The sequence below is a fragment of the Parabacteroides faecalis genome, assembly GCF_022809355.1.
Classification (GTDB): domain Bacteria; phylum Bacteroidota; class Bacteroidia; order Bacteroidales; family Tannerellaceae; genus Parabacteroides; species Parabacteroides faecalis.
In genome coordinates, this window is sequence record NZ_JAKZMM010000002.1 from 29,461 (window position 1) to 51,968 (window position 22,508).

18 protein-coding genes, 6 tRNA genes and 1 pseudogene are annotated in these 22,508 nt (G+C 39.7%); 4 read left to right on the forward strand and 21 right to left on the reverse strand.

From position 1 onward, the window contains the following. Nucleotides 1–2: 2 nt before the first annotated feature. The 19 genes from MUN53_RS00920 to rpsU form a co-directional block, all read right to left on the reverse strand. The gene (locus MUN53_RS00920) at nt 3–557 is read right to left on the reverse strand and encodes a helix-turn-helix domain-containing protein (protein ID WP_022454894.1); all 555 of its coding nucleotides are present in this window, start codon (nt 555–557) and stop codon (nt 3–5) included. A gap of 151 nt (nt 558–708) precedes the next feature. Further along, entirely contained in the window at nt 709–1,026 is a 318-nt protein-coding gene (locus tag MUN53_RS00925) for a DUF3467 domain-containing protein (RefSeq protein ID WP_022454895.1), read from the reverse strand. A gap of 464 nt (nt 1,027–1,490) precedes the next feature. Next, nucleotides 1,491–5,774, reverse strand: coding sequence for a DNA-directed RNA polymerase subunit beta' (gene rpoC, locus MUN53_RS00930; protein ID WP_022454896.1), 4,284 nt, complete (start codon nt 5,772–5,774; stop codon nt 1,491–1,493). A gap of 81 nt (nt 5,775–5,855) precedes the next feature. Beyond that, nucleotides 5,856–9,668: a DNA-directed RNA polymerase subunit beta gene (gene rpoB / locus MUN53_RS00935; protein WP_022454897.1), complete on the reverse strand. Its 3,813-nt coding sequence runs from the start codon at nt 9,666–9,668 to the stop codon at nt 5,856–5,858. A gap of 108 nt (nt 9,669–9,776) precedes the next feature. Continuing rightward, on the reverse strand, nt 9,777–10,151 hold the full coding sequence (gene rplL, locus MUN53_RS00940; RefSeq protein ID WP_243323032.1) for a 50S ribosomal protein L7/L12: 375 nt from the start codon (nt 10,149–10,151) through the stop codon (nt 9,777–9,779). Between the two features lie 45 nt (nt 10,152–10,196). Beyond that, nucleotides 10,197–10,718, reverse strand: coding sequence for a 50S ribosomal protein L10 (rplJ, locus tag MUN53_RS00945; RefSeq protein ID WP_243323033.1), 522 nt, complete (start codon nt 10,716–10,718; stop codon nt 10,197–10,199). A 16-nt stretch (nt 10,719–10,734) separates the two neighbouring features. Next, the gene (gene rplA, locus MUN53_RS00950; RefSeq protein ID WP_243323034.1) at nt 10,735–11,433 is read right to left on the reverse strand and encodes a 50S ribosomal protein L1; all 699 of its coding nucleotides are present in this window, start codon (nt 11,431–11,433) and stop codon (nt 10,735–10,737) included. 15 nt (nt 11,434–11,448) lie between these two features. Next, entirely contained in the window at nt 11,449–11,892 is a 444-nt protein-coding gene (gene rplK / locus MUN53_RS00955) for a 50S ribosomal protein L11 (RefSeq protein WP_243323035.1), read from the reverse strand. Nucleotides 11,893–11,958: 66 nt separating this feature from the next. Next, nucleotides 11,959–12,501, reverse strand: coding sequence for a transcription termination/antitermination protein NusG (gene nusG, locus MUN53_RS00960; RefSeq protein WP_022454902.1), 543 nt, complete (start codon nt 12,499–12,501; stop codon nt 11,959–11,961). A gap of 13 nt (nt 12,502–12,514) precedes the next feature. Beyond that, nucleotides 12,515–12,709: a preprotein translocase subunit SecE gene (secE, locus tag MUN53_RS00965; protein ID WP_243323036.1), complete on the reverse strand. Its 195-nt coding sequence runs from the start codon at nt 12,707–12,709 to the stop codon at nt 12,515–12,517. Nucleotides 12,710–12,727: 18 nt separating this feature from the next. After that, a tRNA-Trp gene (locus tag MUN53_RS00970) sits at nt 12,728–12,800 on the reverse strand. A gap of 46 nt (nt 12,801–12,846) precedes the next feature. Next, nucleotides 12,847–14,034: an elongation factor Tu gene (gene tuf, locus MUN53_RS00975; protein WP_243323037.1), complete on the reverse strand. Its 1,188-nt coding sequence runs from the start codon at nt 14,032–14,034 to the stop codon at nt 12,847–12,849. A 46-nt stretch (nt 14,035–14,080) separates the two neighbouring features. After that, nucleotides 14,081–14,152: transfer RNA gene (locus MUN53_RS00980), tRNA-Thr, on the reverse strand. Nucleotides 14,153–14,157: 5 nt separating this feature from the next. Continuing rightward, a tRNA-Gly gene (locus MUN53_RS00985) sits at nt 14,158–14,230 on the reverse strand. 14 nt (nt 14,231–14,244) lie between these two features. Beyond that, nucleotides 14,245–14,327 (reverse strand) — tRNA-Tyr (locus tag MUN53_RS00990). A gap of 45 nt (nt 14,328–14,372) precedes the next feature. Further along, nucleotides 14,373–14,446: transfer RNA gene (locus MUN53_RS00995), tRNA-Thr, on the reverse strand. A 94-nt stretch (nt 14,447–14,540) separates the two neighbouring features. Beyond that, on the reverse strand, nt 14,541–14,840 hold the full coding sequence (gene hpf, locus MUN53_RS01000) for a ribosome hibernation-promoting factor, HPF/YfiA family (protein ID WP_243323038.1): 300 nt from the start codon (nt 14,838–14,840) through the stop codon (nt 14,541–14,543). Next, nucleotides 14,830–15,741, reverse strand: coding sequence for a tyrosine-type recombinase/integrase (locus MUN53_RS01005; protein ID WP_243323040.1), 912 nt, complete (start codon nt 15,739–15,741; stop codon nt 14,830–14,832). Before MUN53_RS01005 ends, hpf begins: the two co-directional genes overlap by 11 nt. A 69-nt stretch (nt 15,742–15,810) precedes the next feature. After that, nucleotides 15,811–16,002, reverse strand: coding sequence for a 30S ribosomal protein S21 (gene rpsU, locus MUN53_RS01010; RefSeq protein ID WP_022454633.1), 192 nt, complete (start codon nt 16,000–16,002; stop codon nt 15,811–15,813). Between the two features lie 479 nt (nt 16,003–16,481). Between rpsU and MUN53_RS01015 the strand changes: the two genes are divergently transcribed. From MUN53_RS01015 to meaB, 3 genes are read left to right on the forward strand one after another with little or no spacing between them, the layout of a single operon-like run. Beyond that, the gene (locus MUN53_RS01015) at nt 16,482–16,862 is read left to right on the forward strand and encodes a DUF1573 domain-containing protein (RefSeq protein WP_243323041.1); all 381 of its coding nucleotides are present in this window, start codon (nt 16,482–16,484) and stop codon (nt 16,860–16,862) included. 46 nt (nt 16,863–16,908) lie between these two features. After that, nucleotides 16,909–18,024 carry a DUF1573 domain-containing protein gene (locus MUN53_RS01020; RefSeq protein ID WP_243323042.1) on the forward strand — a complete coding sequence of 372 codons (1,116 nt, stop codon included), beginning with the start codon at nt 16,909–16,911 and terminating at the stop codon, nt 18,022–18,024. A gap of 11 nt (nt 18,025–18,035) precedes the next feature. Continuing rightward, nucleotides 18,036–19,142: a methylmalonyl Co-A mutase-associated GTPase MeaB gene (gene meaB, locus MUN53_RS01025; protein WP_022454636.1), complete on the forward strand. Its 1,107-nt coding sequence runs from the start codon at nt 18,036–18,038 to the stop codon at nt 19,140–19,142. A 488-nt stretch (nt 19,143–19,630) separates the two neighbouring features. Here the strand turns inward: meaB and MUN53_RS01030 are convergent. Further along, nucleotides 19,631–20,218: pseudogene (locus tag MUN53_RS01030) on the reverse strand (DUF1848 family protein); the annotation flags it as partial. A gap of 173 nt (nt 20,219–20,391) precedes the next feature. Next, nucleotides 20,392–20,464, reverse strand: a tRNA-Glu gene (locus MUN53_RS01035). A 169-nt stretch (nt 20,465–20,633) separates the two neighbouring features. On the opposite strand from MUN53_RS01035, the gene mutA reads away from it, so the two are divergent. Continuing rightward, nucleotides 20,634–22,502 carry a methylmalonyl-CoA mutase small subunit gene (mutA, locus tag MUN53_RS01040; RefSeq protein WP_243323043.1) on the forward strand — a complete coding sequence of 623 codons (1,869 nt, stop codon included), beginning with the start codon at nt 20,634–20,636 and terminating at the stop codon, nt 22,500–22,502. Nucleotides 22,503–22,508 lie beyond the last annotated feature (6 nt).

The following is a 22,508-nucleotide window of genomic DNA, read 5'->3' on the forward strand; positions in this document are numbered from 1 at the left end:
CTTTATAAAATAACAGCTAAGAAACAAACTTTCTCTCCATCCAGAGCTTTCATTCCATGCGGCTGCTGTGAATCAAAATAAATACTATCTCCTTCTTCTAAGATCAATTGCTTCCCGTTAATCTCTATCATCATTCGTCCGCTAACAACATAATTAAATTCCTGCCCAGGATGTGAATTCCGATAAATTGGTTCATCTTCTGGTTTCGGGTGAACCGTAACCATAAAAGGATTTCCTTTTCTTTGAGCAAAACCAGCTGCTAACGATTGATATTTATACGCCTTGACACGTTCTACAGCTACTCCTTTATTCTTTCGAGTAACAAAATAAGAACTCATTTTAGGTTCGTCACCAAACATCAATGTAGTTAGCTCGACTCCATAAGCCTTAGCAATCTGATGCAATACACTAACTGAAATATCAACTGATCCGCTTTCTATCCGATTATATTCATCAACTGAAATATGACATGTTTGAGCGACTTCTTCAGGTGTTAGTTCTAAAGCCTCACGCAAACCGATCAAACGTTCCGCTATTTGTTTAATTTGTTCATCCATGATATATCCTTTATAATAATGATTTTCAAAGATAGAAAATAAAATAACAAAAATCCAGTAAAATCAACAAACAATTAGCAAATAGGAATTTTATGCATAAAAAAAGGGCATATCGCAAACGATATACCCTTCATATGCTTTATCAAATATATCAAGCATCTCCTTTGGGAACGAAATCCTCAAAATTAGCTGTTTTGTTTTCTGCCTGAGCTTTACCAGCAGTCATCATTTCCTCGAATTTTCTCAAGTTATCTTGCAAAGCTAAATATAAACGATGAGCGTTATCCGGAGTTAAAATAATACGGCTCTTAACTTGTGCTTTAGGAGCACCCGGAACAACGCGGATAAAGTCTAAGATAAATTCAGAAGCAGAATGAGAGATAATGGCTAAGTTAGCATAAGTTCCTTGAGCCATTTCATCAGACAGCTCTACTTGGATTTCATTGTTTGTTGTTTTATTTTCTTCCATGATTGTTAAATATAAAAGTTATACGCTTGCAAATATACATACTTAATTGGAATAATCCGCAAAAAAACAAGAATTGTATAAACAGAGAAATTGGGTCAGTCTTCACAATACATTAATTATAAAAGCAAAAGCGGCTACTTTCACAAGCAGCCGCTTTCCAGTTGTGTTTTTAATTCTCAATTCTTTAGACCAATGTAAAAATACCTTTGTGTTTTCTCTGTTTCGCTTAACGCTCAATACGAAACAGTGTTTAGTGCTAATCAAAATCTTATTGTACTGCAAAAATACAGAGATTATTTATAGTAACCAAATATTATCCGAACAAAATCTATGTTTATCATGAATTTCACGAAAAAAGATCCGTCTTTATAGCTCAATAAAAAACTTTGACTATAATAAAAACAATTAGGGCAAACTATAATAATATATAGTCTGCCCTAATTTAAATATTTCAATAATCAAATTCAGTCTTTGTCCATTTCATTGAAATCAACAACATTCTTTCGATTAGCCATGATTCGATCGAAATCATCTTTCGCACCTACAACCAATCTATCAAATTCACGCTGACCTGTACCAGCCGGAATCAAATGTCCACAAATAACATTTTCTTTCAAGCCTTCCAAATAGTCAACCTTACCATTGATAGCAGCCTCATTCAATACTTTGGTTGTTTCCTGGAATGATGCAGCTGACATAAAGCTATTAGTCTGCAATGCAGCACGTGTAATACCTTGAAGAATCTGATTAGCTGTTGCTGGAATAGCATCACGAACTTCGACCAACTTCATATCACGACGCTTCAACATACTATTCTCATCTCTCAGCTTACGAGCTGTAACGATCTGACCAGCTTTTAATGTTTGAGAATCACCCGGATCAGTAACGACTTTCTTACCCCAAATACGATCATTCTCATCCATTACTTCCAACTTGTCAACAACTTGTTGTTCCAAGAATCGTGTATCTCCTGGATCTACAATTTCAACCTTACGCATCATCTGACGAACAATGACTTCAAAGTGTTTATCATTGATCTTCACACCCTGCAGACGATACACATCTTGAATTTCGTTTACGATATATTCCTGTACAGCTGTAGGTCCCATGATAGCCAAAATATCCGAAGGAGTAATTGCACCATCTGATAACGGCATACCCGCACGAATATAATCGTTTTCCTGAACCAGCAATTGCTTAGACAGAGGAACCATATACTTCTTAACTTCACCTAGCTTAGAAGTTACCGTAATTTCTCGATTACCACGTTTGATCTTACCAAAGCCAACTTCACCATCAATTTCAGAAACGACAGCTGGGTTAGACGGATTACGAGCTTCAAACAATTCTGTAACTCGAGGCAAACCACCCGTGATATCACCGGCTTTACTTACAGCACGCGGAATCTTAACCAAAACTTCACCAGCTTTGATAGAATCGCCTTCTTCCTTCACTACGTGAGCACCTAACGGCAAAGAATAGTTCTTCAAATAGTTTCCGTTTTCATCCACAACATGAGCTGCAGGAGCTTTTGTCTTATCCTTAGATTCAATGATAATCTTTTCTTTAAGACCTGTTGTTTCATCACTTTCAACTTTGTAAGTAACATTTTCAATGACGCTTTCAAATTCAATCTTACCAGAAACTTCTGATACGATAACAGCATTGAACGGGTCCCATTCGATGATTACATCACCTTTCTTAACAAGATCACCACTATTGAAGAACAACTTAGAACCATAAGGTATATTGTTCGTCATCAATACAATCTTTGTATTCGGATCGATCAAACGCATTTCGGCCAAACGGCTTACTACAACCTTATGTTTCTTTCCATTTTCCTCGGCTTCAACAGCACGTAATTCTTCTATTTCAAGTAAAGCACTATCATACTTACAAGCTATGCTGTTTTCTGTTGCAACGTTTGATGCAATACCACCGACGTGGAATGTACGAAGTGTCAACTGTGTACCCGGCTCACCGATTGACTGAGCTGCAATAACACCCACAACTTCACCTTTCTGAACCATTTGATTGGTAGCCAAGTTTCGACCATAACACTTAGCACAAACACCTTTCTTTGATTCACAAGTAAGTACTGAACGAATTTCAACACTTTCGATCGGAGAATCCTGAATCTTCTTAGCAGCATCTTCGCGGATTTCTTCTCCGGCTTTCACGATCACCTCTCCAGTCAACGGATGAATGACATCATGAACAGAAACACGACCTAAGATTCTCTCATACAAAGAAGCGATCACCTCTTCATTATTCTTTAATTCAGTACATACCAGACCACGCAATGTACCACAATCTTCTTCATTGATAATCACATCATGCGATACATCCACCAAACGACGAGTCAAATAACCAGCATCGGCAGTCTTCAAGGCTGTATCAGCCAAACCTTTACGAGCACCGTGGGTAGAAATAAAATACTCCAATACAGACAAACCTTCCTTAAAGTTTGAAAGAATCGGGTTTTCAATGATCTGACCACCTTCAGCACCACTCTTCTGCGGCTTAGCCATCAAACCACGCATACCAGACAACTGACGAATCTGCTCTTTAGAACCACGGGCTCCCGAATCCATCATCATGAAAATTGAATTGAATCCATCGTTGTCTGCTGTCAATTGCTTAATCAAGATATTTGACAACTTACTATTGACATGCGTCCAAGTATCAATGATCTGGTTATATCGTTCATTGTTTGTGATGAAACCCATATTATAGTTGGCCATGATCTGTTCTACTTCATCATAACCTTCCTTCACAAGGGCATCCTTCTCAGGCGGAATAAGAACGTCTGCCAAATTAAATGACAAACCACCCTTGAAGGCCATATAATATCCTAAGTTCTTGATATCATCCAAGAACTGAGCAGTACGAGCTACACCACAAGCCTTGATAACTTTACCAATAATATCACGTAAAGCTTTTTTACCTAAAACTTCATTCAGATAGCCAACTTCTTTAGGTACGAATTCATTAACCATCAAACGTCCTACAGATGTTTCAACCATCTTCTTGACTAAATTTCCATTTTCATCCAGATCTTCTACATATACCTTGATCGGAGCATGGATATCCAGTTTCTTCTCATTGTATGCAATTGTTGCTTCCTCCGGTCCGTAGAAGACCAAACCTTCGCCTTGAGTACCTTTTCTCAGTTTAGTAATATAATACAAACCAAGTACCATATCCTGAGAAGGCACAGTGATAGGAGCTCCATTGGCCGGATTCAAAATGTTATGAGAAGCAAGCATCAACATTTGAGCTTCCAAAACAGCTTCATTACCTAAAGGTAAGTGAACAGCCATCTGGTCACCATCGAAGTCTGCATTGAACGCTGTACAAGCCAACGGATGCAATTGGATAGCCTTTCCTTCAATCAATTTCGGCTGGAAAGCCTGGATACCCAAACGGTGCAATGTCGGGGCACGGTTCAATAAAACAGGGTGACCCTTCATTACGTATTCCAGAATATCCCAAACAACCGGTTCTTTTCTGTCTACGATTTTCTTCGCTGATTTTACGGTCTTTACAATACCACGTTCAATCAGTTTACGAATAATAAACGGCTTATACAATTCGGCTGCCATTCCTTTGGGCAAACCACATTCGTGCATTTTCAACTCAGGACCAACGACGATTACAGAACGAGCTGAATAGTCAACACGCTTACCCAGCAAGTTCTGACGGAAACGTCCTTGTTTTCCCTTCAAACTATCAGATAAAGATTTCAACGGACGATTGGCATCTGTCTTAACGGCACTTGACTTACGTGAATTATCAAATAACGAGTCAACTGCTTCCTGAAGCATACGCTTTTCATTACGTAAAATAACTTCCGGTGCCTTGATATCAATCAATCTCTTCAAACGATTATTTCGAATAATTACTCGACGATACAAATCGTTCAAATCTGATGTAGCAAAACGACCACCATCCAGCGGAACCAACGGACGCAATTCGGGAGGAATAACAGGAATTACTTTCATAATCATCCATTCCGGCTTATTTTTACCCTTTGAAGCACGGAAAGATTCCACAACCTGCAAACGCTTCAAAGCTTCATTCTTACGCTGCTGAGAACTATCAGTACTTGCACGGTGACGCAATTCATACGACAATGAGTCTAAATCCAAACGAGTCAGCAAATCGTAAACAGCTTCTGCTCCAATTTTCGCAATGAATTTGTTCGGATCAGAGTCTTCCAACAGTTGGTTTTCCTTAGGAAGATTATCCAGGATCTCTAAATATTCTTCTTCAGACAACAGATCCAATTCTGCAACAGAATCTACACAACCCGGCTGAATGACAACATAGCGTTCATAATAGATAATGGCATCCAACTTTTTGGTCGGCAAACCTAACAAATAACCAATTTTGTTAGGAAGCGAACGGAAGTACCAGATGTGAGCAATAGGAACTACCAAATGGATGTGTCCCATACGTTCACGACGAACTTTCTTCTCGGTAACTTCCACACCACAACGATCGCAGACAATGCCTTTATAACGGATTCGTTTATATTTACCGCAATGGCATTCATAATCCTTAATAGGACCAAAAATACGTTCGCAAAACAAACCATCACGTTCAGGCTTGTAGGTACGATAGTTGATCGTTTCTGGTTTGAGCACTTCTCCACTTGAATTTTCCAGAATTTCTTCCGGAGAAGCCAAACCAATGGTTATTTTAGTAAAGTTACTCTTTATCTTGTTATCTTTTCTAAAGGCCATATTTTATGTTTATAAAGAGTTATCAATTGATAAAAGTAGACAAGCCCATTTAGGCTCATCTACTTAATATTATGTGATTTATTATTCCAAAGTCAAGCTTAAACCAAGACCTCTCAACTCATGAAGTAACACATTCAAAGATTCAGGAATACCCGGTTGTGGCATCGGATCACCTTTTACTATTGCTTCATAAGCTTTTGAACGACCTACAACATCATCAGATTTGATTGTCAGGATTTCCTGCAAAACATGCGCTGCACCAAATGCTTCAAGCGCCCAAACTTCCATTTCTCCGAAACGCTGACCACCAAACTGTGCCTTACCTCCTAACGGCTGCTGCGTAATCAATGAATACGGACCAATTGAACGGGCATGCATCTTATCGTCAACCATGTGTCCCAATTTCAAGAAGTAAGTTACCCCAACGGTTGCCGGCTGGTCAAAACGTTCACCCGTACCACCATCATACAAATAAGTCTTACCATAACGTGGAATACCAGCCTTATCTGTCCAAGCATTCAAATCATCTAATGAAGCACCATCAAAGATCGGAGTGGCAAACTTAACATTCAAATTACGTCCTGCCCATCCTAATACAGCTTCGAAGATCTGGCCCAAGTTCATACGAGAAGGCACACCCAGCGGGTTCAAACAAATGTCTACTGGAGTACCATCTTCCAAGAACGGCATATCTTCCTGACGAACGATCTTTGAAACAATACCTTTGTTACCGTGACGTCCGGCCATTTTATCACCTACCTGAATTTTACGTTTCTTAGCAATATAAACTTTTGCCATCTGTACAATACCTGTAGGCAATTCATCACCGATAGTCAAATCGAACTTCTTACGACGTAACTCAGCATCCAGTTCTTTATATTTCTTCAAATAATTCAAGATAACCTGCTTGATTAACTCATTCTTTGCATCATCTGTTGTCCAAGCACTCACTTGAATTGCATTGAAGTCTAATTCTTCCAACACACGACGAGTGAACTTAGCACCCTTCGCAATGATTTCAGAATTCATATAATCTTTTACACCTTGAGAAGTCAAACCTTCTGTCAAAGTCATCAACTTATTAACCAAAAGATTCTTCAACTCAGCCATCTTTACTTCGTATTCTTCATCAAGCTTCGGTAAGACAGCCTTTTCAGTTGCCTTAGTCTTACGTTTCTTAACAGCCTTAGAGAACAACTTCGTATCTATAACGACACCACGCAAAGAAGGAGTAGCCTTTAATGAAGCATCTTTCACATCTCCTGCTTTATCACCAAAAATAGCACGCAAAAGCTTTTCTTCCGGAGACGGATCAGATTCTCCCTTCGGTGTAATCTTACCAATCAAAATATCTCCTGGTTCTATTCGTGCACCTACGCGGACAATACCTCTTTCATCCAAATCCTTAGTTGCATCTTCACTTACATTTGGAATATCTGAAGTAAGTTCTTCCATACCTCGTTTTGTCTCACGAACCTCCAAGATATATTCATCTACATGTACTGAAGTAAAGAAGTCTTCACGAACCATACGTTCATTCAGTACAATAGCATCCTCATAGTTATATCCCTTCCACGGCATATAAGCAACTTTCACATTCTTACCCAAAGCCAATTCACCTTTTTCAGTAGAATATCCTTCAGTCAGAATATCACCAGCTTTCACTCGTTGACCACGATGACAAATAGGACGTAAGTCAACAGTTGTTGACTGGTTAGTCTTACGCCATTTCGGAATATTATATGTCTTAACCGCATCTTCGAAGCTAACGAACTCTTCATCTTCTGTACGGTCATATTTAATCTTAATACAAGTTGCATCAACAAATACAACTTCTCCTTCACGCTCAGCGATAATCTGAGTACGAGAATCACGTGCAACTTGAGCCTCAATACCCGTTCCAACAATAGGAGCATCGGTTCTCAACAATGGAACTGCCTGACGCATCATGTTTGATCCCATCAACGCACGGTTAGCATCGTCATGTTCCAAGAACGGAATTAAGGAAGCTGCGATTGAAGCAATCTGGGTTGGAGAAACATCCATCAGATTTACTTCTTCAGGAGCAACAACAGGGAAATCAGCTTCCAATCTTGACTTAACTTTATCACGAACAAAATGTCCTTCATCATCCAAAGGAGCATTACCCTGTGCAATAATTTTACCTTCTTCTTCTTCAGCTGTATAATATTGTAATCCCTCTTCAGAAAAATCTACCTGAGCATTGACTACCCGACGATAAGGCGTTGCGATAAATCCTAAGTCATTAATCTTTGCATACACACAAAGAGATGAAATCAAACCGATATTCGGACCTTCAGGTGTTTCAATAGGACACAAACGACCATAATGAGTATAGTGAACGTCTCGCACCTCAAATCCTGCACGATCTCTAGACAAACCACCAGGACCTAACGCAGACAAACGACGCTTATGAGTAATTTCAGCCAGCGGGTTGGTCTGATCCATAAACTGAGACAAGGCATTCGTTCCGAAGAATGAATTAACTACTGAAGAAATTGTTTTAGCATTGATCAAATCAATCGGAGTAAAGACTTCATTGTCGCGTACATTCATTCGTTCACGAACCGTACGAGACATACGAGCCAAACCTATACCAAACTGATTATATAACTGCTCGCCTACTGTACGTACACGACGGTTACTCAAGTGGTCAATATCATCAACAATTGCTTTTGAGTTGATCAGTTCGATCAGATATTTTATAATTTCAATGATATCTTCTTTCGTCAATACCTTAATATCATCGCTGATAGAAAGGTTTAATTTCTTATTAATACGATAACGACCTACATCTCCTAAGTCATAACGCTTTTCAGAGAAGAACAAGTTGGTAATAACTTCCCGAGCACTCGCTTCATCTGCAGGCTCTGCATTTCGTAACTGACGGTAAATATAAAGTACAGCCTCTTTTTCAGAGTTACTTGGGTCTTTCTGCAATGTATTATAAATAATTGCATAGTCAGACAAGTTTTGGTCTTCACGATGCAACAGAATATTCTGAGCACCTGATTCAAGAATTGCATCGATATTATCGTCATCAAGGACAGATTCACGATCAACAATTACATCATTACGTTCAATAGAAACAACTTCGCCTGTATCTTCATCAGCAAAATCCTCTACCCAGGTTTTCAACACACGAGCAGCTAACTTACGGCCAACCAATTTCTTTAAATTAGCCTTCGTTACTTTAACTTCTTCTGCCAAATTAAAGATTTCAAGAATATCTTTATCGCTTTCAAAACCAATAGCTCGCAAAAGAGTGGTTACAGGCAATTTCTTTTTACGATCGATGTAAGCATACATGACATTATTAATGTCGGTAGCAAACTCAATCCAAGATCCTTTAAATGGGATAATACGTGCAGAGTACAACTTCGTACCGTTAGCATGCACACTTTGACCAAAGAATACGCCCGGCGAACGATGCAACTGCGAAACCACAACACGTTCTGCTCCATTAATCACGAAAGTACCGCGCTCAGTCATATATGGGATAGGCCCCAAATATACATCCTGAATCACCGTATCAAAATCTTCATGATCCGGATCGGTACAATACAACTTTAATTTCGCTTTTAATGGGACACTATATGTTAAGCCTCGTGAAATACATTCATCAATAGAATAACGAGGTGGATCAATATAGTAATCTAAGAACTCCAACACGAAATTGTTACGCGTATCTGCAATAGGGAAATTCTCTGCAAATACTTTATACAAACCCTCCTTTTTTCTCTTCTCGGGAGGCGTGTCGAGTTGCAGGAAGTCTCTGAAGGACTTCAATTGCACTTCGAGGAAATCTGGATATGGTAAAGAATTCTTTATCGAAGCAAAATTAACTCTTTGATTTACATCTGTTGAAGACATCTAGTAACGATTTTATTGAACTTATTGAAATTATAGACACAAAAAGGTTAAGAATCTCCGTCTCCGAAGATTCCTAACCGACTCCCTGATTACCAGGTTTTTGAAATATTAGTTAAGCTCAACTTCTGCGCCAGCGTCTTCCAAAGCCTTCTTCAAAGCTTCAGCATCTTCTTTAGAAATGCCTTCTTTAACTTTGCTAGGAGCTGCGTCTACTAAGTCTTTAGCTTCCTTCAAACCAAGACCACAGTTTTCCTTAACGGCCTTAACAACCTGCAATTTAGCTGCACCAGCTGATTTCAGGATTACATCGAAAGAAGTTTTTTCTTCTACAGCAGCAGCGCCTGCAGCAGCAGGACCAGCAACAGCTACAGCTGCAGCAGCAGGTTCGATACCATATTCTTCTTTCAGAATTGTTGCCAATTCACTAACTTCTTTTACGGTCAGGTTTACTAATTGTTCTGCAAAAGCTTTCAAATCTGCCATTTTTGTATGATTTAAATGATTATTTTTTACTTGTTTAATTTATAATTATCTTTCTTCCAAAGTTTTCAATAAACCATGGATAGTTTGTCCTGATGACTGCAAAGCAGAGATAACATTCTTTGCCGGAGATTCCAACAAAGCGATAACGTCTGCAATAAGTTCGTTTTTGCTCTTGATATTTACCAAAGCTTCCAAAGAAGAAGCGTCGTAGAAACTTTCCTGAACATAAGCAGCTTTTAACTGAGGCTTACCTTCACCTTTGGTATCTTTTGTAAATTCTTTGATCAGGCGAGCTGGAGCATTAGCAACCTGTGAAAACATCACAGCTGTATTGCCCTTTAATGCTGAATGAAGGGGTGAAAAGTCACCACCGACATTTTCCAATGCTTTCTTAAGCAAATTGTTCTTGACAACAACCAATTTTACTTCACTCTTGAAGCATTCTCTTCTCAGACGGCTTGTAGTTTCAGCATCGATAGCTTCAATATCCGTCAAATAGAAGTTAGGATACTCCCGCAGTGTAGCAGTTAATTGTTCTATAACAACACCTTTATCTTCCTTTCTCATTGCTGTTCAATTGTTTTTAAAGTTCATCAACTGATTTTGGGTCAATTTTAATACCCGCACTCATAGTACTTGAAAGATAAATGCTCTTTATATATGTACCTTTAGCTGCAGATGGTTTCAATTTAATCAAAGCTGCAATAAATTCTTTCGCATTGTCGCGAATCTGATCAGCATTGAAAGAAACCTTTCCGATTGATGTATGAACAATACCTGCTTTGTCAACCTTGAAATCGATCTTTCCCTGCTTAACTTCTTTCACAGCGTTACCGATTTCATTGGTAACTGTACCACTCTTTGGGTTAGGCATCAAACCACGAGGACCTAATACACGACCCAGAGCACCAATTTTACCCATGATTGACGGCATAGTGATGATAACATCTACATCAGTCCAGCCACCTTTAATCTTATTGATATATTCATCCAAACCAACATAGTCAGCACCTGCTGCAGTAGCTTCTGCTTCCTTGTCTGGAGTACACAATGCAAGAACCCGAATCTGCTTACCAGTTCCATGAGGCAATGAAACAACACCTCTCACCATTTGATTGGCCTTACGGGGATCAACTCCTAAACGGACGTCCACATCTACAGAAGCATCGAACTTAGTTGTAGTGATTTCTTTCACTAAAGCAGAAGCTTCTTTCAATGAATAAGTCTTCCCAGCTTCAATCTTACCTAAAGCCAACTTTTGATTTTTTGTAAGTTTACTCATTTCAATTGAAGTTTATTAATTATTACCCGGGAATGCCCCTTTAACAGTGATACCCATACTTCTAGCTGTTCCAGCAACCATCTTCATGGCTGATTCAACAGTAAAACAGTTTAAATCTTGTAACTTGTCTTCTGCAATTGTCTTTACCTGATCCCAAGAAATTTCTGCAATTTTCTTACGATTCGGCTCAGCAGAACCACTCTTCACTTTTGTAGCTTCCAATAACTGAACTGCTACAGGAGGAGTTTTAACGACAAAGTCGAAAGACTTATCAGCGTAATAAGTGATTACAACAGGTAATACCTTACCAGCCTTGTCTTGGGTTCTGGCATTAAATTGCTTGCAAAACTCCATAATATTAATACCCTTAGAACCTAAAGCCGGTCCAACTGGGGGAGAAGGGTTTGCTGCTCCTCCTTTAATTTGCAATTTGATTTGTCCAGCAACTTCTTTAGCCATTTTCTAAAAATTTTAGATATATAACATCAATAACCGAAAGAATAAGTACTTTTCGTAACCAGAGTCTTACTCTTTCTCCACTTGCATATAACCCAGCTCAAGTGGGGTTTTACGTCCGAAGACCTTAACCATCACTTTCAGCTTGCGCTTCTCAGCATTGACTTCTTCGATTATACCACTGAATCCATTAAACGGACCAAAGGTAATTTTCACATTCTCTCCAACTACAAATTGGATATCCATATCTTCTGGTTGTTCCTGCATTTCATCAACCGTACCTAAAATACGATTAACTTCTGCCGGACGAAGGGGAACAGGATTATCTGAACCACCTAAAAAACCAATGATATTCGGAATGTTTCTTAATCGATGAGCAACCTCACCCACCAAAGCAGCTTCTACTAATACATAACCCGGTAAATAAGCGCGTTCTTTCATCACCTTTTTACCGTTACGAACCGTAAAAGTTTTTTCAGTCGGGATCAACACTTGCGATACATACTCTCCTAAGTCTGTATTCTTTATTTCAGCTTCCAGATACTCCTTCGCTTTATTTTCTTTCCCGCTAATTGCGCGAAGAACATAAAATTTCTTTTGAACGTCAGACATACCTTTACACTAATTAAAAGATTTTTTCATAGAAGAAACGCATCACTCCTTCAAAGCTCATGTCAATAGCAAAGATAACGACAGAAATGATAAGGGAAGCAAACATAACCACTACTGCGCTATTGGATAACTCTGCTCTTGTAGGCCAAGAAACCTTATACACAAGTTCGTTATAAGATTCTTTAATATATTCAAATATCTTCTTCATTGAATAGGTTATTTTTAGCACGGAACGAGAGGCTCGAACTCCCGACACCTGGTTTTGGAGACCAGTGCTCTACCAACTGAGCTAGTTCCGTAAATTAGCCAGCCCTCGCAAGAGCTGGCTTTTATTTATATCGGAAATTAGTTTTCCAATTCTGTGATCTGACCAGCACCTACTGTACGGCCACCTTCACGGATAGCGAAACGCAAACCTACGTTACAAGCTACCGGATAGATCAATTCTACATCGATAGTTACGTTATCACCCGGCATAACCATTTCAGTTCCTTCTGGCAAAGAGATTTCACCAGTTACGTCCAATGTACGGATATAGAACTGAGGACGATAGTGATTGTGGAACGGAGTGTGACGACCACCTTCTTCTTTCTTCAAGATATAAACCTCTGCTTTGAATTTTGAGTGAGGTTTGATCTGACCCGGGTGGCAGATAACCATACCACGTTTAACTTCGTTCTTATCGATACCACGAAGCAACAAACCTACGTTATCACCAGCTTCACCCTGATCCAATAACTTACGGAACATTTCAACACCTGTTACAACAGATTTCTTTCCGTCAGCACCTAAACCAATGATCTGAACTTCATCACCTACCTTAACAATACCTGTTTCGATACGACCTGTTGCTACAGTACCACGACCAGTGATTGAGAAGATATCTTCAACCGGCATCAAGAACGGTTTATCAATTTCACGCGGAGGCAGAGGAATCCAAGTATCACAAGCTTCCATCAATTCCATTACTTTTTCTTCCCATTTCGGATCGCCGTTCAAAGCACCCAGGGCAGAACCACGGATGATAGGAGTATTGTCACCGTCGAAACCATAGAATGAAAGCAATTCACGCATTTCCATTTCTACCAATTCCAACATTTCTTCATCATCAACCATATCACACTTGTTCAAGAAAACAACCAAACGCGGTACGTTTACCTGACGAGCTAACAAGATATGTTCACGAGTCTGAGGCATAGGACCATCAGTTGCAGCAACTACGATGATAGCACCATCCATCTGAGCAGCACCAGTTACCATGTTCTTTACATAGTCAGCGTGACCCGGACAGTCAACGTGTGCATAGTGACGGTTTGCAGTCTGATATTCTACGTGTGAAGTATTGATAGTAATACCTCTTTCTTTTTCTTCAGGAGCGTTATCGATAGAATCGAATGAACGTAATTCTGAAAGACCTTTCTTTGCCAATACTGTTGTGATAGCAGCTGTCAAAGTTGTTTTACCGTGGTCAACGTGACCAATCGTACCAATGTTAACATGTGGTTTCGATCTGTCAAATTTCTCTTTTGCCATAACTTAATTGTCTTTATATGATTAATAATTTATTCGACTTAATCTGAGCCTAAACCGAGACTTGAACTCGGGACCTCTTCCTTACCAAGGAAGTGCTCTACCGCTGAGCTATTTAGGCAGTTGAGCGGAAAACGGGACTCAAACCCGCGACCCCCAGCTTGGAAGGCTAGTGCTCTATCAACTGAGCTATTTCCGCAAATAAGTTGTGTGTGGGCAGTGATGGATTCGAACCACCGAAGGCGTAAGCCAGCTGAGTTACAGTCAGCCCCATTTGGCCACTCTGGTAACTGCCCTAATTAAAATTGTCAATTCACCATTGTCAATTTTCAATTATTTTGAGCCTCTTGTCGGATTCGAACCAACGACCCCGAGATTACAAATCACGTGCTCTGGCCAACTGAGCTAAAGAGGCATTCACTCTAAATAAACAGCCGTTCCGGCACCACGTCGAAACGGCTGCAAATTTAGGCATTATTTCTTACATACCAAATTTTCTACCGTTTTTTTTATTTGGATCTGCTTTTTTCTTTGAATTTAACTAATTGTTTCTCCAAAGCTTCCACACATTCGTCAATGGCAGCCTCAAATGAATCTTCAGTCTTCTCTGCAAAGCAGTCTCCATTCTTTATCTTCAACAAAATGTTAGCGTTTTTATTCATGGCTGTTTCCGGTTTCACTACTTTCAATGTCACCTCTGCCGATATAATGCCGTCGAAGTATTGCTCCAACTTTGTTACTTTCTTCTGAATAAAAGCTTCCAACTGTTTCGTTGCATCGAAATGAATCGCCTGAATTCTAATTTCCATAATGACCTCCTTCTTTTTGTGCTCGAGGATGAGCATGATACACTTTTTTTAATTCCTCAAAGGATGTATGTGTATAAACACTGGTTGAAGCCAAGCTACTGTGACCTAACAGATCTTTGACAGCATTCAACTCTGCCCCATTGTTCAACATACTAGTTGCAAATGAATGTCGTAATACATGCGGACTTCGTTTTGCCAAAGTAGGTATCTCCGACAACTTTCGCTTTACTATATTATAAACAATCGCTGTCGATATTTGTTCACCATTTGACCGGACGAAAAACCACTTACCGCTCCCGGCTTCCCGATTACGAATCTGTTGATACTTCTGCATCAACTCTTTCAAACCATTCGCAAAAGGAATCAATCGCTGCTTGTTTCGCTTTCCTGTTACTTTTATCTGCATCAACTCATAGTCTATGTCCGCATCCTGCAAACCGACTAATTCTGAACGACGCATACCCGTATCGTAAAGCATTTCTACGATCAACTGATTCCTCACGCTTTCAAAATCCTCATCCGATACTGCCGGATCTTCCTTCAATAGCAACTCCATATCCCGGTCTTTCACGAAATACGGGAGCGGCTTTTTGGTCTTAGGACCTACAACCAAACGCATCGGATTCACAGAAATTACTTTCTGCTTCATGAGATATTTAAAAAAAGATTTCAAAGAGCTTAATTTCCGATTTACAGATACAGGAGAATAACCATTATCCATTAACTGAACAATCCAATTCCTCACCAAATCTGCATCTACATCAACCGGAAAATTCAAACATACCGATTGTTCACTTACAAAAGCCATAAACTGACTTATGTCTTTTTTATACGATTCAACCGTATAATCGGAATAATTACGTTCATAACGTAAGTAATCCAAAAAGTCATCAACCAACATGTCTCATTGCATCAACTATTCTGCAACGAATATAGAAATTAGATTCTAAAAAAACAAGTATTTTTTCAATTATTCTTCAGTTTGCTGCAAATGCTGTACATAAATAGCACGCATCATTTGCTTTCTCTTTGCTACTGACGGTTTTTCGAAAGCCTGACGGTTTCTCAATTCTTTTACAACACCTGTCTTTTCAAATTTTCTTTTGAATTTCTTCAGCGCTTTTTCAATGTTTTCGCCTTCTTTTAATGGAACTACGATCATAATTTAATTTGTTATTTTGTTTAATTAATACATCCTTAAAACGGGCAGCAAAATTACAGATAGTTTCGCTATCAGCCAAACTTTCTGCCAATAATTCTCACTTTGTTTAAATTTTTATGATACTTTCGCTTATGCTACTTGCGAATACTTTATCTTTTCTAATATGAAATAAATCAACAGCCTCCTTTCCAAGTCTGATTTTAATTAAACATCGATTCAGTTCCTCTTTCGCCAAGATTTACCCGGCGCTAAAAAACGGCGCAAAGATACACATTTTCAGCTTCTCTTCCAAATCATCTCGCCGCATTATGTATTGTTTTCTTTCTGTCCGGCCCTGTTTTTCCATTATTCATTTCTCTCCGCCTATACAAATTTCACGTTGATATCTGTATTAATCTTAAAATGGAGATAAAAATAGGTATACATTCCGGCTTAATCATTATCTTTGTCAATTAATTATTCAAATAAAACAAAGAGAGATGAAACGTATAATTTTCTTATTAACAGCGCTTGTACTTTCATTAGGTGCTCTTTCGGCCCAGCAAAAGCAAGCTGTCATTTCAGCGAAGGAAACGGTTTATGATTTTGGAGAAATTAAAGAAGCTGATGGTAAAGTTGCGCACACATTTGTCATTGAAAATACAGGTGATGCGCCTTTGGTATTGACGCGCGTCATTGCTTCTTGCGGTTGTACAACTCCGGAATGGACAAAAGAACCGATTGCTCCAGGGAAAAGCGGTGATGTAAAAATCACATACAATCCAGCCGGCAGACCAGGTGTTTTTGCTAAAGCTATTTCTATCTACAGCAATGGAAAGAAAGGAAGTTTTATCCTGACCATCAAAGGGAAAGTTAAATAAAGAAAGATCTTATTCATTTTACTTATAATAATTCGAGGTTGTCGCAATGATACTAAATCTAAAACAGATTATCGGTACAATCTTCCTGCTTTGCGGAAGCATTGGAATCAGCATGGCTCAAAAGGCTCCTCAGATCAGTGTTGACCAGCAAGTGTTCAACTTCGGATCGATCGAGGAAGCGAAAGGGCTGACTTCGCATGTGTTTACTATCACCAATCAGGGCGACAAGCCTCTTGTTATTACACGTGTCACTGCTTCTTGTGGTTGTACACGGCCTGAATGGACCAAAGAACCGATTGCTGCAGGAAAAACCGGGACACTGAAGGTGACCTATAATCCGAATGGCAGACCGGGACCTTTTTACAAAACGATTACCTTATATAGTAATGCAGAAAAAAGCCGGTATAATGTAGCCATTAAAGGAAATGTAATCCCGAAGGAATTAACTCCCGAATTTACTTATCCGTATGCTATCGGTAATTTAAAACTGCATACCAAGAACGTTCTCTTCAACAACCTGCGGCAAAACGAAAGTCTTGGGGAAAAGATCAGTATCAAGAATGAAGGGAAAACTTCCCTTCAGATTGAGTTCGGTAAAATGCCGGACTTCATTATTGCTGATATGAAACCGACTTCCTTAAAGCCCAACGAGACAGGAGAGATTACCTTCCTGGTAGATGGACGGAAGATCAAGCAGAAAGGTCGTCAGCTGGTTCATCTTCCCCTGACTGTCAAAGCTGTCGGAGAGAAAGAAGTTACGGAAACTGTTGCCTTGGCAGCCAATGTAATTGATGATTTCAGCAAGATGTCTGCCCGGGAAAAAGCCAAAGGTCCGGCTATTCATATATCTGGTACGTTGTTGGACTTCGGGAAATTACCGTCTAAGAAAAACAAGATTCCGTTCTTCAGCAGTAAAATTACCGGAACGGTTGATATTACCAATACCGGAAAATCGGATTTGGTTATTTATAGTTTTACTTCCGACAACGAACATATTTCGATCAGCCGGGGTAAAAAAGAAATCAAACCGGGAGAAACGACAACTTACAAGGTTTCTATTCGTCCGAAAGATGTAAAAGTCCGCTTGGAGGCTTTGGTCAACATCATCAGTAACGATCCGAACGGACCGGTACGCTTATTAAAAGTAACAGCCCATAAATAAATAATACAAGCATGGAACACCCAGAAAACGACGATTTATACAAAGGATTAAAAGTAAATAAAGGTGTAACAGATGTACCGACAGTAAATCCTTATCTCCGGAAACGGGTACAACGCAAACAATATACACCGGCTGAATACGTGGAAGGTATCCTGAAAGGAAACATCACGATTTTAAGTCAAGCGGTAACATTGGTAGAAAGTGCCAAACACGAACACCAGCAAATCGCACAGGAAATCATCGAGAAATGTCTTCCGTATGCCGGAAAGTCTATGCGCATTGGTATTACCGGTGTGCCTGGTGCCGGAAAAAGTACCTCTATTGATGCGTTTGGTATGCACCTGCTCAAGAAAGGTCATAAACTGGCTGTCTTGGCCATCGACCCAAGTAGTGAGCGTTCGAAAGGTAGTATCTTAGGAGACAAGACCCGTATGGAAACTTTATCGAGAGAAAAAGATGCTTTTATCCGTCCTTCTCCTTCGGCAGGTTCTTTGGGTGGTGTTGCCCGCAAGACAAGAGAAACGATCATCTTATGCGAAGCTGCCGGTTTCGATACAGTATTCGTCGAGACAGTCGGCGTTGGTCAGAGTGAAACAGCCGTACATTCGATGGTTGATTTCTTCCTCTTGATCCAATTGGCTGGAACAGGTGATGAATTGCAAGGCATCAAACGTGGTATCATGGAGATGGCAGACGGCATCATCATCAACAAAGCCGACGGCGATAATGTAGATAAAGCCCAAATGGCAGCGGCTCAGTTCCGTAACGCATTGCATCTTTTCCCGCCTACCGAATCAGGCTGGTCGCCCAAAGTACTCACCTACTCCGGTTATTATAACATCGGAGTCAAAGAGATTTGGGATATGGTAGATGAGTACATGGCTTTCACGAAGAAAAACGGCTATTTCGAATATAAGAGACGCGAACAAGCCAAATACTGGATGTACGAAAGTATCAACGATACATTGCGAGATACATTCTACAACAATCCGGCTGTTAGTTCCATGCTCAACCAGACAGAACAACAGGTGTTAGGAAACGAAATCACTCCGTTCATTGCCGCCAAGCGTATGATGGATTTGTTCTTGGAAAATATTTCCAACACAAAGTTACCCTAACACATACTTTTAAATATAGTAGTCTTCGAGACACGGAGTTTATTTATCAAATGATCTCCGTGTCTTTCTTTTTTTATTCCTACATCATCTTTTACTTTTCAGATATATACCTATAAACCAAAAGCTTGTGGTGATTTAAGGACTTCCCCAAAATACTGTTATTCTCGCTATACAAATTTCCGAAATCCACGCTGTAACAAACAGCATCTCTCCTCCTCTCCTACCAGCAACGAATTAAACAGTAATTACTATCTATGGATATATTCGTATATTTCCCGTTATAAACTAATATTTTTATGCCATAAATTAATTAATTCACTAAGGTGATTCAATCAATTCACAATAGTGATTCAATTAATTCACAACTGTGAATTAATTAATTCATATGGGTGAATCAATAAAATCATAGGCAGAAAAATAGGAAATCATAACTGGATTTACAAGAATTCCCAACGACTAAACACGAGTTGATCTTTCTGCGCAAATATTTGGCGATAAAGGATATGATTTCTATCTAAATTCATTTTCACCTTCCGGTAGGAAGAAATATCGGCAAAGCTAAATACTAGTTTTTCGGTATACCCTTTCAAACGTTCCCTTATAGAAGTAACCTTTTCCATTAATGAAGGAATATCGACCTGATCAGTCAACATCAATGGATCAAAACGCCAAACAACATGCCCAAAGCCTAACTCATCGACCAGCCTTTTAAACGTATCAATTCGTTTTTCTACAGAAGGTACACCCTTTTCTAAACCTTCCTTTTCATAATCATTCAACGTATACAGAATATAACAATTAATTTGTTTTTCTTTCAAGATCGTTAAAAATGGAAGCAGAGGAGCCGGATATTTCGACCAAAAAACAATAAATCGCGTATGCTGATAAGACACAAAACTCTTTTTCCCATTAAAAGGATTCATCCAAGCCGAATATCCTCTTTGCAAACGATAGAAAAACCAATCGGCATAGAAAGCCGGAATATCTGTACTTCGGCTAGCAGAAACAATAACAGGAGCTTGGGCATCGGCCCATGTTCCATCATCTCGTACTATTTTCACTTTCGCCCAAGCCACATCCTCAACTAACAATGATTAAGGCTTCTAAAATAGAACGTTTTTCCAAGACACACAATACTTGTCCGGAATTCTTGCAGAAGAAACAGACAACACCCATGCATACCACATTTATAAAGGAGGCATAAATATAAAAGGATGTCACTTACCATCAAGTAACATCCTTTTATAAGTAGCGCATCCGGGAATCGAACCCGGGTTTCAGCCGTGAGAGGGCCGCGTCCTAGGCCACTAGACGAATGCGCCATTTGTTGTCCTTAAGACAGTGCAAAAGTAAAGATTTATTTTAATCCGACAAATAGTTTTGCAAAAAAATTATTTCTCTTACCTTTGTAAGTCGTTAGGTATAATATATAACTAACGTGGTAATTAATAGAAAACATTACTAATACCAGTTTAATAAACAACTAATATTATGGCAGAACAAAAAGAAAAACTTTTCTCTGAATTCGAACCCGTTTCAACCGAAGCATGGGTTGCGAAAATCACGGCCGACCTGAAAGGCGTTCCGTTTGAGAAAAAGCTTGTTTGGAAAACAGGTGAAGGCTTCAATGCCAATCCGTTCTATCGTTTGGAAGATCTGGAAGGTCTGAAAACGACAACAGCTCTTCCGGGTGAATTCCCGTATGTACGTGGTACTAAAAAAGACAATGACTGGAAAGTACGCCAGAACATCGAAGTAACTTGCTTCAAAGCGGCGAATGAAAAGGCATTGGACATTCTGAACAAAGGTATTACCTCGTTGGGCTTTATCATCAAAGGTGATGAAGTAAGCGCTGAAAACATCGCTACTTTGCTTGATGGTATCTGTCCGGCTTGTGTTGAACTTAACTTCAAGACTTGCAACTGCAAAGCAGCCAAGTTGATTGAAATCTTAGCGGCTTATTTCGCTTCTAAAGGTGTGGATGTTGAGAAGTGTGAAGGTTCTGTTAACTACGATCCGTTCAAGAAACCGCTTATCAAAGGTCGTAAGAATGAAAACTGGGTAGAAGGTGCCAAGGCTGTATTAGAAGCTGCCAAAGCTCTTCCGAAATACAAAGTTTTGGCTGTTAATGCATTCGAACTGAACAATGCAGGAGCTTATATCGCTCAGGAATTAGGTTTCGCATTGGCTTGGGGTAATGAATTATTAGCAAAACTGACCGATGCCGGTTGCAACGTAGATGAAGTAGCCAAGAGAATCAAATTCAACTTTGGTATCAGCTCTAACTATTTCATGGAAATTGCGAAATTCCGTGCAGCTCGTTGGTTATGGGCAGAAATCGTTGCTGCTTACAAACCGGCTTGCGAATGTGCTTGCAAGATGGCTGTTCATGCTCAGACTTCAAAATGGAACATGACTATTTATGACGCACATGTAAACTTGTTGCGTTCACAAACTGAAGCCATGTCTGCTGCTATCGCAGGTGTTGACTCAATCACAGTTCGTCCGTTCAACGAAGCATACGAAACTCCGGATGACTTCTCTGAACGTATCGCACGCAACCAGCAGTTATTATTGAAAGAAGAATCTCACTTCGACAAAGTAGTTGATCCGGCTGCCGGTTCTTATACAGTTGAAGTATTCACCAACTCAATTGCAGACGTTGCTTGGAAACTGTTCTTGGAAACAGAAGAAAAAGGTGGTTTCGGTGCACAGGCTAATGCCGGAGAAATCCAGGCTGCTGTCAACGCATCCAACGAAGCTCGTCATAAAGCTGTAGCAACTCGCCGTGAAACCTTACTGGGTACAAACCAGTTCCCGAACTTCACAGAAGTAGCTGCAGAAAAGATCAAGAAAGAAGAAGGCGCATGCTGCTGCCAGAACAAAGAAGGTCACAGCTGTGGCGAACCGGAAATTGCAGCATTGAACTTTGCCCGTGGCGGTTCAGAATTTGAAGCCTTGCGTCTGGCTACTGAAAAGAGCGGAAAGACTCCGAAAGCATTCATGCTGACAATCGGTAACTTGGCTATGCGTTTGGCTCGTTCTCAGTTCTCTTGCAACTTCTTCGCTTGCGCAGGTTACAAGACAATTGATAACTTAGGATTTGATACTGTTGAAGCCGGAGTAGAAGCTGCAGTCAATGCAGGTGCCGACATCGTCGTTTTGTGTTCTAGCGATGATGAATATGCTGAATTAGCACCAGCTGCATTTAAAGCGCTGAACGGCCGTGCTCAATTCGTAGTAGCAGGTGCTCCTGCTTGCATGGAAGACCTGAAAGCTCAGGGTATTGATCAGTTTATTAATGTAAAGAGCAATGTATTGGAAACATTGCAGGCTTTCAATGCTAAGTTAGGTATTTAAAAATCC

Coding starts and splice junctions, on each gene's coding strand:
- MUN53_RS00920 (WP_022454894.1), bottom strand. CDS start 557: ATGGATGAACAAATTAAACAAATAGCGGAACGTTTGATCGGTTTGCGT.
- MUN53_RS01005 (WP_243323040.1), bottom strand. CDS start 15,741: ATGTTGGTTGATGACTTTTTGGATTACTTACGTTATGAACGTAATTAT.
- rpoB (WP_022454897.1), bottom strand. CDS start 9,668: ATGTCTTCAACAGATGTAAATCAAAGAGTTAATTTTGCTTCGATAAAG.
- rplJ (WP_243323033.1), bottom strand. CDS start 10,718: ATGAGAAAGGAAGATAAAGGTGTTGTTATAGAACAATTAACTGCTACA.
- rpoC (WP_022454896.1), bottom strand. CDS start 5,774: ATGGCCTTTAGAAAAGATAACAAGATAAAGAGTAACTTTACTAAAATA.
- rpsU (WP_022454633.1), bottom strand. CDS start 16,002: ATGATCGTAGTTCCATTAAAAGAAGGCGAAAACATTGAAAAAGCGCTG.
- rplA (WP_243323034.1), bottom strand. CDS start 11,433: ATGAGTAAACTTACAAAAAATCAAAAGTTGGCTTTAGGTAAGATTGAA.
- secE (WP_243323036.1), bottom strand. CDS start 12,709: ATGAAGAAGATATTTGAATATATTAAAGAATCTTATAACGAACTTGTG.
- MUN53_RS01020 (WP_243323042.1), top strand. CDS start 16,909: ATGATACTAAATCTAAAACAGATTATCGGTACAATCTTCCTGCTTTGC.
- meaB (WP_022454636.1), top strand. CDS start 18,036: ATGGAACACCCAGAAAACGACGATTTATACAAAGGATTAAAAGTAAAT.
- mutA (WP_243323043.1), top strand. CDS start 20,634: ATGGCAGAACAAAAAGAAAAACTTTTCTCTGAATTCGAACCCGTTTCA.
- rplK (WP_243323035.1), bottom strand. CDS start 11,892: ATGGCTAAAGAAGTTGCTGGACAAATCAAATTGCAAATTAAAGGAGGA.
- rplL (WP_243323032.1), bottom strand. CDS start 10,151: ATGGCAGATTTGAAAGCTTTTGCAGAACAATTAGTAAACCTGACCGTA.
- nusG (WP_022454902.1), bottom strand. CDS start 12,501: ATGTCTGACGTTCAAAAGAAATTTTATGTTCTTCGCGCAATTAGCGGG.
- MUN53_RS00925 (WP_022454895.1), bottom strand. CDS start 1,026: ATGGAAGAAAATAAAACAACAAACAATGAAATCCAAGTAGAGCTGTCT.
- MUN53_RS01015 (WP_243323041.1), top strand. CDS start 16,482: ATGAAACGTATAATTTTCTTATTAACAGCGCTTGTACTTTCATTAGGT.
- hpf (WP_243323038.1), bottom strand. CDS start 14,840: ATGGAAATTAGAATTCAGGCGATTCATTTCGATGCAACGAAACAGTTG.
- tuf (WP_243323037.1), bottom strand. CDS start 14,034: ATGGCAAAAGAGAAATTTGACAGATCGAAACCACATGTTAACATTGGT.